Source organism: bacterium (assembly GCA_035945995.1).
Lineage (GTDB): Bacteria > Sysuimicrobiota > Sysuimicrobiia > Sysuimicrobiales > Segetimicrobiaceae > DASSJF01.
This window is the reverse complement of record DASYZR010000103.1, coordinates 46,406-55,899: the sequence shown is the minus strand read 5'-3', so window position 1 is coordinate 55,899 and position 9,494 is coordinate 46,406. Positions and strand designations below refer to the sequence as shown.

Below are 9,494 nucleotides of genomic sequence, written 5' to 3'. Positions count from 1 at the left end.
TACGACACCGCGTTCGACAAGTACGCCAACGACTGGGGCGTCGAGAACGCCGTCACGGTCCGCGTGGACCACATCCCGATCGACCAGCTGCCCGCCCGGCTCGCCTCCGAACTGGCTGCGGGCGCCGGGCACGATATCGTCCAGCATCATACACGGATTCTTGTATCTCAGTACCATCAGCAGCTGGTGGAGTTGAGCGACCTCGCGGGCAAGATCGGCAAGGCCAACGGCGGCTGGATCCCGATGGCCGACCAGATCGCCCGGGTCAACGGTACCTGGTACCTGCTGCCGGAATTCTACATCGCGCAGCCGATGCTGTGGCGAACCGACTTGTTCAAGCAGTTTGGGCTTAAGGAGCCGAGCACGTGGGAGAACGCTCGGATCGCCGGGCGCGTCGGCAAGAGCAAGACCCCGAAGCATGACACCGGCGTTCAGATCTCGCACTGCAACGATTCCGACCACGACTGGCGCGCGATCTTCTACGCCTTCGGCGTCAAGGAAACCGATCCCTCAGGCAAGGAGATCGCCTGGGATTCCAAGGAACTGCGCGTAGCGATGCGTTTCGGCAAGGCGCTCTACGACGAGTGCATGACCCCGCAAGTGCTGTCGTGGGACAACGTTTCCGACAACCGGTATCTCGGGTCAGGTGTGGCCATCTGGATCCACGACGCGATCTCGGCGTTCCGGTCGATCCAGAATGTCAACCCGGACCTCTACAAGAAGATCCAGGTGGCCGGGCCGTGGATCGAGCCGAAGGGCAGCGTCGGCCGGCCGACGCCGGTCGTCGACCCGGTCGCGATGGGCATTTGGAAGTTCTCGAAGAACCAGGCCGCGGCCAAGGCGTTCCTCGAAAAGTACATCGCGGACGTCAAGTTCAGCGCCACCGAGAGCAAAGGCTACAACATGCCGATGCTCAACAAGTGGTACACGAAGCCGATGGTCGTGTTGGGCAGCGACCCGACGGTCACGTACCTGCAGGACATGGGCAAGTACGCGCTTATCGGTGGTTATCCCGGGCCTTACACCGCGGCCGTGGCCGAAGTGTTTGCGACGTTTGTCGTTCCCGACATGATGACCCGGTACGTCCAGAGCAACGATTTGGAAGGGTCGATCAAGTGGGGTATGGGTCAGATCAAGAGCATTTACGCGAAGTACAAGTAGCCTGGCACCGGTTGCCGGGAGGGCGGGTTCGCACCGCCCTCCCGGTGCGGCCGACCTGCCGCCGAGATAGGTAGAAGACAATGCCGGATGCCGAAGCGATCATCACCCGCCCGGCCGTGGTGCGCCATCGCGCCTTTACGGCCGAACGGCTGCGGTTCGGGTACTCGCTGCTCGCGCCGGCCGTCATCTACATGGCGGTGCTGGTCGGCGTCCCGTTCTTCTTCTCCCTGTATCTGGCGTTGAGCGATGCGACGGTCGCCGGCACGTCCGCCAACTACGTCGGGCTGTCGAACTTTGTCGCGGTGTTGTCGGACTCGACGATCCGGCAGGCGCTGCGCAACACCATTGTCTTCACCGTGGTCGCCGGTATCTTCAAGGGCATTCTCGGAACGCTGCTCGCCTTTCTGCTCGTGCAGGAGGTGCGCGGAAAGAAGCTCATCCGGTCGCTCATCGTAATCCCGTGGACGCTGCCGGTGGCAATCAGCGCGCTTGCCTGGAAGTGGATGTACGATCCGCAGTTCAGCGCCATCAATTACGTCGGCACCCGGCTGCACCTGATCCAGGGCTGGCCGAACTGGCTCGGCGACAACACACTCGCGGGGATCGCCGTCATCTCGGTCAACGTCTGGCGTGGGTTTCCCTTCGCCGCGATCGTGTTGATGGCCGGAATGTCGGCCGTCCCGCTCGAGCTGCTCGACGCGGGCAAGGTCGACGGCGCCAACTTCTTTCTGCGCTACCGGTACATCGTCATTCCGGTGATCGCGCCGATTCTGCTCGTGGGGCTCCTCTTCGATACGGTGTTTACGCTCTCCGACATCAGCATTGTATACCTGCTCACGCTTGGCGGTCCGATGGGCGCGACCGAGATCCTTCCGACGAAGGCCCTCGAGGTCGGTATCCAGGCCGGGGCGCTCGGCCGCGGGGCCGCCATCTCGCTCATGCTGTTCCCGATCTTGCTGCCGGTCGTCTACCTGCTGCTGCGGAATCTCCGGAGGCGCGAGACACTGTGACCGCCGTCCGGGGCCACGCGCTCCCGCTCGACAAGATCGGGCTGGTGGCGGCCGGCGCCCGTCGCGCGAAGGCGCGGTCGCTCAGGCGGCACCTGCTGGTCTACCTCGGGCTCGCGCCGTTCATCCTCATCGCTGTCTTCCCGGTGGTGTGGATGGGCATTACCGCGTTCAAGACCGACGCCGACCTGGTGAACCCGACCGTTTTTCCGTTCTGGTTCCATCAGCACCCGACGTGGGAGCACTTCGCCTACCTCTTCCAGCACACGTACTACGGGGACTGGATCACCAACACGATGGTGATCGCCGCCTGCGTGTCGCTGATCACGCTGCTGGTAGGCGTCCCCGCCGGCTACGCGCTCGCGCGGGTCGGGCTGCCGGGCTCGGAGAACATGGGCATCGGCATTTTTCTCGGGTACCTCATCCCGCCGATCCTGCTGTTCATCCCGCTGTCCCGGGTCGTCGCCATGACGCACATCATCGACACGAAGTGGGCCCTCGTGCTCATCTATCCGACGTTCACGATCCCGTTCTGCACGTGGCTGCTCAGCGGGTTCTTCAAGACGGTGCCGCCGGAGATCGAAGAGGCCGCCCAGGTCGATGGCTGCGGACGGCTCGGGGCCTTGATCCGGACGGTGCTGCCCGTGAGTCTCGCCGGCATCCTCACCGCCGTGATCTTCGCGTTCACGCTCACAATGCAAGACTTCCTGTACTCACTCGTGTACGTGTCGGTGTCCGATCAGAAGCCGGTGCCGCTCGGCGTGGCCACGGACCTCATACGCGGCGACGTGTACTATTGGGGGTCGCTCATGGCGGGCGCGCTTCTCGTGGGGGTGCCTGTCGCCATTCTCTACGTCTTCTTCCTCGACAACTTCATCTCGGGGATCACCAGCGCGGCCGTCAAGTAGCGGGATGCTCCGGCTCTACGCCGACCGGCTGATCGACGGGACAGGCGGCGTGTCCGCGCCCGGCGGTCTCTTGATCGACGGCGATCGCATCGCCGCCGTGGAACGGTCCGTGAGCGAGCCGGAGAGCGCCGTAGCCGGCCCGGGCGGCGCGCGCGCCGGAGCCGCGCCCGGAGTCCTGCGCATCTCGCTGCCCGGCTGCACGCTGCTTCCCGGGTTCATCGATTTCCACACCCATGCCGGCATCGACACGCGCCGAGGCGCCCTGCTTGCGCAGGCGCATGAGCCGCCGCCGGTCGCCGCGGGCAACGCGCTCGGCCGGCTGCAGGACGATGTGCGCGGCGGCGTCACCACCGCGCGGCTCTGCGGCGACCTCGGCGGCCTTGACCTGCGGCTTCGCGCGGAGATCGACGCCGGACGGATCGTCGGGCCGCGCCTCGTCGTGGCCGGCCGCGCCATCAAGTCGCCGCGCGGGGGCGGAGGCGCCATCGCCTCGGTCATGACAGATGACCCCGGAGAGATTGCCCGCGCGGCCGAAGCGAATATCACCGACGGGGTCGATTTCGTCAAGTTGTTCGTTTCCGACGGCGTCGGCGATCCGTCGCGCGAGCCGACCGCCTGCTACTATGGCGAAGCGCACGTGGCGGCTGCGGTGCGTCCCGCACACGCCGCGGGGCGCCGCGTCGCGGCGCATCTGCTCGGCGGGCCCGGCGTGGCGGAGGCGATCGGCGGCGGGCTCGATGTGATCGAGCACGGATGGTTTCTGACCGACGCCGATCTCGACCTGGCGGCGCGGCAGGAGACGCTGCTCACCTTGACGCTCGGCGTGCTGTGCGGTCCGCACGGCCGCGCCTTCGGCGACCCCTCGTCGGGGGAGACGGCCCGTCTAGCCCGGCTCGGCGAGGCGGCGCGGGAGACGGCGCGAAAGGTCATCGCGCGCCGGGTGCGCTACGTCGTCGGCACGGACGCGGTGCACGGCCATTTACCCGATGAGGTTGCATGGGCGGTGACGCTCGGCGAGACGCCCATGCGGGCCATCCAGGCGGCCACGGCGTGGCCGGCCGCCGCACTCGGGATGGCCGACAGGCTCGGCACGCTCGAGGTTGGCAAGATTGCGGACGTCATCGCGGTCGACGGCGACCCGCTCGCAGACACCACGGCGCTGGGACGCGTGCGGCTGGTCCTGCGCGGGGGCCGTATCGTCTATCACGCAGGAGGCCTCGTCACGGAGGGCGAGTGAAAGTGACCACGGTGGGCGTGATCGGGCTCGGTGAGATGGGACTGCCCATGGCGCGCCGGCTCCGCGGCGCGGGATTTCACGTTCTCGGCCGTGATGTTGACGATAAACGCGCGCGCGAACTCGCTACGTTCGGCGGTGAGATCGTGCCGTCGGCAGGGGACGTCGGTGCCGGCTCGGACGTCACGATCGTGATGGTGCGGACGCCCGTTCAGGCTGAAGCCGTCGTGCTGGGCGAGGGCGGCGTGCTCGAGCGCGCGCGGCGGGGAACGCTGCTGATCGTGATGAGCACGGTCGGTGTGCCCTGTATGCGCCGTCTCGCGGACGCCGCGCGCCGGCGCGGTCTCCGGTTCCTCGATGCGCCGGTGAGCGGGGGACGCGCCCGCGCGGAAGACGGCACGCTCACCATTATCGTCGGTGGCGCCGCGGCCGACGTCGAGGCGGCGCGCCCCCTGCTTGCCGCTATGGGCACGCAGATCGAGCACGTCGGCGAGGCGGGCGCCGGGACGACGGTCAAGATGGCCAATCAAGTGTTGCTGACCGTGAGCCTGCTCGCCGCGCGGGAGATGGCGGACCTCACGGGCGCGGCCGGACTGGCCGCTGAAGCGGTGTGGAACGTCCTCCGTACCTGTACCGGGACGACGTGGGTCGTCGAGCACTGGCCGGTCGTCCGCGAGTGGATCGAGGGCTATCGGCCCGGCACGTCGCTCGATATTCTGGTGAAGGACACCGGCCTGGCGCTTGACACGGCGCGCGAGGCAGGCGTGTCCGCGCCCGTGCTCGGTCTGGTCTCGCAGCTCATCGTCGGGCTTACCCACGACCTGGACGCGTCGACCCGCGGCCGCCTGTGAACGCGGAACACAGGACCGGCCGGGCGCCGATATCGCCCTAACCCGCGGCTGTTACCTTCGTCGTATTCGGCCGCATCACCGTTTGGCGCCCAGCCGCACCGCGTCGCGACCCCGACGTCAACGCCGCTTATCAAACTCCGGTGGGCGGGGCGTCTAGGAGGCGCTCAGGCCCCTTCAATCATGGCGGCCGTCAGGCCCCGGGTGTAGGTCCGGGCAAGCAGCGCCGCGATCAGGAGCACCGGCAGACCGCCGGCGTTGATCCCCGCCACCACGCTCAGGTCCTCCAAGCTGACGTTCATCGTCGCCATCCCGGCCGCGATCGTCTGGTGCCACTGATTGGGCAGGAACACGCCGGCCAGCATGAAGTCGCTGCTCATCACTCCGAGGGCGAAGAGTCCCGCGGCCACCAGCACCGGCCAGCTGATCGGCAGCACGATCCGGGTGAACGCGGTCCACCGGCCGGCGCCTTCGATGTAGGCCGACTCCTCGATCTCCGGCGCGAGCTTCTGGAAATACGCCGACAGCAGCCAGACGCAGAACGGGATTGCCAGCATCGGATACGTCAGGACGAGCGACAGCAGACTGTCGTCCAGGTGGAGCCGGAACACCACCTGAAACAGCGGCAGGAACAACAGCGTTTGAGGAACCAGAAACGTCGCGAGCATCGCCCGCCGCCACCACTGCCACCCGGGCGGCCGCAGGCGCGCGAGCGCATAAGCCGCCGCCAGGCTGGTCCCGAGCACGAGGACGAGCGCAACGCTGAAGACGATCGCCGTGTTGAGAGCCCAGTGGAGGAACGGCACGGTGTGCCGCGTCATGCCGCCGCTGGTGACCCATTCCTCGTCCTCGAACAGGCCGTTGTACCATTCGAAGCTCGTCTGCCGAACGTACAGCGGGTTGCCGAACTGGTCTTCATTGACGGTCTTGAGCGATTCCACTGTCAGCATGTAGATCGGGAAGATGCTGTACGCCGCAAGGAGGGCGAGCAGTAGGCCGTGGAGCACCCGGCCGAGACGGCGACGCCGGCGCCTCCCGCCGGCTAGTCCCGCATCGGGGCGGTGCCGCCTCACGTCTGTCCCTCCTCAAGGGGCTCGAACAGGCGGAAACATATGAGGAGAATCGCGATCAACGCGGGGAGGAGCACCAACGACTCCGCGGCCGCCTGCCCCCACAGCCCGCCGTTCAGGGCCAGCTGGATCGCCTGGGTCCAGACGATCGGATAGACGTCGCGCTGGCCGGATTGCATCCACAGGTTGCTCAAGTCGCCGACCGCGCTCGTCAGAGTGAGGAACGCCGCCAGCGCGAGGAACGGCCGCAGGATGGGGACCGTCACCATCCAGAACATCTGCCATCCGCTCCGGGCCTCGAGGGCAGCGTACTCGAAGAGCTGATCGGGAATCCCGTTGCGGGCGGCCAGGAGAAAGATGCCGACAAACGAGCCGCCCCGCCAGACGTTCAAAAGGACCACGCTGATGAATCCCCACGTGCCGTAACCTAAGGCGTTATCGAAGAAAAGCCGCAGGTGCGCCATGAAATTGGCGTAGGAGGCGGGAATCGGCGGAATCAGGAACCAGAACCAGCCCACCTCCGCGGGACCGGCCGGATAGGCCCACGGCAGGAACGCCGCGATGAACGCGAGTGTACGTCCCGGGAACGGATGGGCGAGGCCCATACCCATCGCGATCCCGACCGCGAGCTTCAGGATCGTCGTGATCACGACGTATCCGAGGGTATTGGCGGCCGCCCCCCAGAACCCCGCGTCGGCCAGCAGCGCCATGTAGTTGCCCGCGCCAACGAAGCGCGTGACCGGCTCGGCGACGGACCGGCTCGTCAAGCTCGTCCACACCTGCCAGCCGAGCGGATAGGCGACGACGCCGAAGACAAGCAGGGCGGCGGGAGTAAGCAGCAGATAGGCCAAGCGGATCTCTTGACGCCGCCTGGGTTCGATGTGGTTCTTCTGGGGTGGGGCCGCGGTCCGCGACCCGGAAACGGCGGCCATAGCCTGCGACATCGGGCCGTTGTTCCCGCCATCGCCGCGAAACTCCTTGCCGGTGTGGCCACCTCAGTCCGTTACCCGACGGCGGTCACGGCGGCCCGAGCACGGGCGGCCCGGCCCCGGTGGACAGAGCCGAGCCGCCGTGATCTAATTTCGCCGTGCGACGGGTCTCGATCAGGCCGTTTCGGTCGGGCGGACGGCCCACACCTCCCGGCTCCGGGCGCGGCTGTTGGTGGCGAAGAACACGCCGCCCGCCACGAGCCAGGCCCCGGCCGTGATGATGGAGATGAGCGCCGCCGTGCGCGTGTCGCCGCCGCCCAGAATGCCGAGGTAGATGACGGCGAGGAGCATCCCGATGTTGGCGACGACGCCGAGGAGCGGCACCAGGACGTGCTTGACCGTCCTGGCCTGCGGCGCCCGGCGAAACGCGATGAACGCGACGAAGTTGGTCAGGCCGTAGAGCAAGAACGTCCCGATGTTCGACAGGAACGTGATCGCGGTCAGGTTCATGATCGAGAGGACGCCGAACCCGCCGATGACGGCGGATACGATCGCCATGAGCCACAGGCCGAAGTGCGGGGTGGCGTACCGTCCGTGGAGCAGGCCGAGAATCGCCGGCACTTCCTCGTCCCGGCCCATGGCAAAGGTGAGCCGGACCCCGGTGTTCATGCAGGCGAGCGTCGTGCCGAAGACGGCGATCGCCACCGTCAACGCGATCACGAGCAGCAGCGCGAAGCCGATCCCGCCCAGCATCGTGTTGCCGAGGCTGCGGACCATGTCGCCGATCGGCGCGGACGAGATGCCGGCCGCGTCGTAGCCGGTGAGGAGCTTGCCCTTGGCGTCCTTGAGCGCGTAGGCGGTGTTCATCCACGCGCCGGTGGCGAAGTACTCGAAGAGGTAGGCGATGAGCCCCTGGATGATCAGCGAGAGGATCACGCCCCGGCTGACGAAGCTGGGGTGCAGGGCCTCGGCGCTCAGCGCGGTCGCCGACTCGAACCCGACGAGGAGCAGAATCGCGACCGTGGCCTGGAAGAGGACGTGGCTGAGGTTATGGGGCAGAACGACGTTCGCGAGATTGGGGTGCACGAACGTCACGTGCGGTCCGCCGAACCGGTAGCTCAGCGCGAGGACGGAGATCAGGACCAGGGCCGCGATCTGGATCACGTTGACCAGGAGACTCGCGAGCGTCGAGCCGCTGATGCCCCGGTAGGCGACGTAGGCCGTGGCGAAGGAGAAAGCGACCGCGATCCCCACCTGGGCCGCGGGCGGCAGGTTGATGTTGGACAGCCCGAGGATGTAGACGATCATGGTCGCCATCATCGCGACCATGACGCCGGGATAGACCCAGTAGTACAGGTGGGAGATCCATCCGACGACGTACTTGGCGAGCCGCGCCCAGCGGTGGAGCGTGGACTCTTCCTTGTCGAGGAACGCCTTTTCGGCGAAGTAGTACGACGACCCGGTGCCGGCGTTCGGGTACAATTCGCTGAGCATCGCGTAGGAGATCGCCGTGAGGAACGCGAGCACGAGCGCGAGCGCGAGCCCCGGCCAGATGTCCATCGCCGTCGACGCGCCGGCCGCGTCGACCTGCGAGGCCTGCACCTGGTAGGTGATCCAGAGAAACGCTCCCGGCGCGATGAGGGCCATCGCGTTGACCGTCACGCCGGTGAGCGTCAGGCTTTTTCGAAACCCGGTCTCCGACGACATCGTCACCCTCCTGGGCACGTCGCCCCCCGGGCAGGGAGGCAGAATGGTCTGTGACTACGGGCTGCGCCGGGGCAGCGGGGGGCGTCGAAGCCGCCTGGAAGCGCGTGACGCCGAGCCCATGGGCTCGGCGTCACGGCCTCGCGGTGCACGTCCTGGTGCGATCCTTGCCCAGGATTATCCCAGACCCCGCGGCCCGGTGTCAAGACGTTGTTGCGACCCGGCGCAATCGGTGAAGAATTCGTTGTCGGCGGTCGGAATGATGATGCCGCCGGTCGCGTTAGACTCAGAGTAGCGGGCAGCCCCTCGATTGGGCGGGGGAGCCTGTGCAGGCACTCCACCGAAGGGGGAATGTTTGATGGCCGACGTGACGATCACGCCGCTCGACAACGGACCCTACCTCGTGAAGGGGCCCGTGAAGATCATCGATGCGCAGGGCGGCGTCTTCGAGGTCAAGAAAGAGACGGTGGCGCTGTGCCGTTGCGGTGGTTCGACAACCAAGCCGTTCTGCGACGGCACGCACAGCAAGGTCGGGTTCGCTGCGGCCAACCGCGCGGTGCGCGGCGACTGACGTTGCCCGCGGCCGCGCGGCCGTGTTAAGATAGGGGTGGGCCGCGACGCCCCCGCCCGGAC

At 67.1% G+C, this 9,494-nt stretch carries 9 protein-coding genes; 6 read left to right on the top strand and 3 right to left on the bottom strand.

From position 1 onward, the window contains the following. The 5 genes from VGZ23_11270 to VGZ23_11250 all read left to right on the top strand — a co-directional run. Positions 1 to 1,161, top strand: a 1,161-nt coding sequence (locus VGZ23_11270; protein ID HEV2358173.1) for an extracellular solute-binding protein, incomplete at its 5' end; no start/stop codon positions are given. 80 nt (positions 1,162 to 1,241) lie between these two features. Further along, complete coding sequence (locus tag VGZ23_11265; protein ID HEV2358172.1) at positions 1,242 to 2,171, top strand: sugar ABC transporter permease; 930 nt, start codon at positions 1,242 to 1,244, stop codon at positions 2,169 to 2,171. Further along, positions 2,168 to 3,076, top strand: a complete 909-nt coding sequence (locus tag VGZ23_11260; GenBank protein HEV2358171.1) for a carbohydrate ABC transporter permease — start codon at positions 2,168 to 2,170, stop codon at positions 3,074 to 3,076. Before VGZ23_11265 ends, VGZ23_11260 begins: the two co-directional genes overlap by 4 nt. 4 nt (positions 3,077 to 3,080) lie before the next feature. Continuing rightward, positions 3,081 to 4,313, top strand: coding sequence for an amidohydrolase family protein (locus tag VGZ23_11255; GenBank protein HEV2358170.1), 1,233 nt, complete (start codon positions 3,081 to 3,083; stop codon positions 4,311 to 4,313). After that, positions 4,310 to 5,161, top strand: coding sequence for an NAD(P)-dependent oxidoreductase (locus VGZ23_11250; GenBank protein ID HEV2358169.1), 852 nt, complete (start codon positions 4,310 to 4,312; stop codon positions 5,159 to 5,161). Before VGZ23_11255 ends, VGZ23_11250 begins: the two co-directional genes overlap by 4 nt. Before the next feature lie 164 nt (positions 5,162 to 5,325). On the opposite strand, the gene VGZ23_11245 is transcribed toward VGZ23_11250, so the two are convergent. The 3 genes from VGZ23_11245 to VGZ23_11235 form a co-directional block, all read right to left on the bottom strand. Continuing rightward, a complete protein-coding gene (locus VGZ23_11245; protein ID HEV2358168.1) occupies positions 5,326 to 6,231 on the bottom strand; it encodes an ABC transporter permease subunit in 906 nt (301 codons plus the stop codon). Next, a complete protein-coding gene (locus VGZ23_11240; GenBank protein HEV2358167.1) occupies positions 6,228 to 7,079 on the bottom strand; it encodes a sugar ABC transporter permease in 852 nt (283 codons plus the stop codon). Before VGZ23_11240 ends, VGZ23_11245 begins: the two co-directional genes overlap by 4 nt. Before the next feature lie 252 nt (positions 7,080 to 7,331). Continuing rightward, the gene (locus tag VGZ23_11235) at positions 7,332 to 8,864 is read right to left on the bottom strand and encodes an APC family permease (protein ID HEV2358166.1); all 1,533 of its coding nucleotides are present in this window, start codon (positions 8,862 to 8,864) and stop codon (positions 7,332 to 7,334) included. A gap of 355 nt (positions 8,865 to 9,219) precedes the next feature. Between VGZ23_11235 and VGZ23_11230 the strand changes: the two genes are divergently transcribed. After that, entirely contained in the window at positions 9,220 to 9,432 is a 213-nt protein-coding gene (locus VGZ23_11230) for a CDGSH iron-sulfur domain-containing protein (protein HEV2358165.1), read from the top strand. The last annotated feature ends 62 nt before the right edge of the window (positions 9,433 to 9,494 follow it).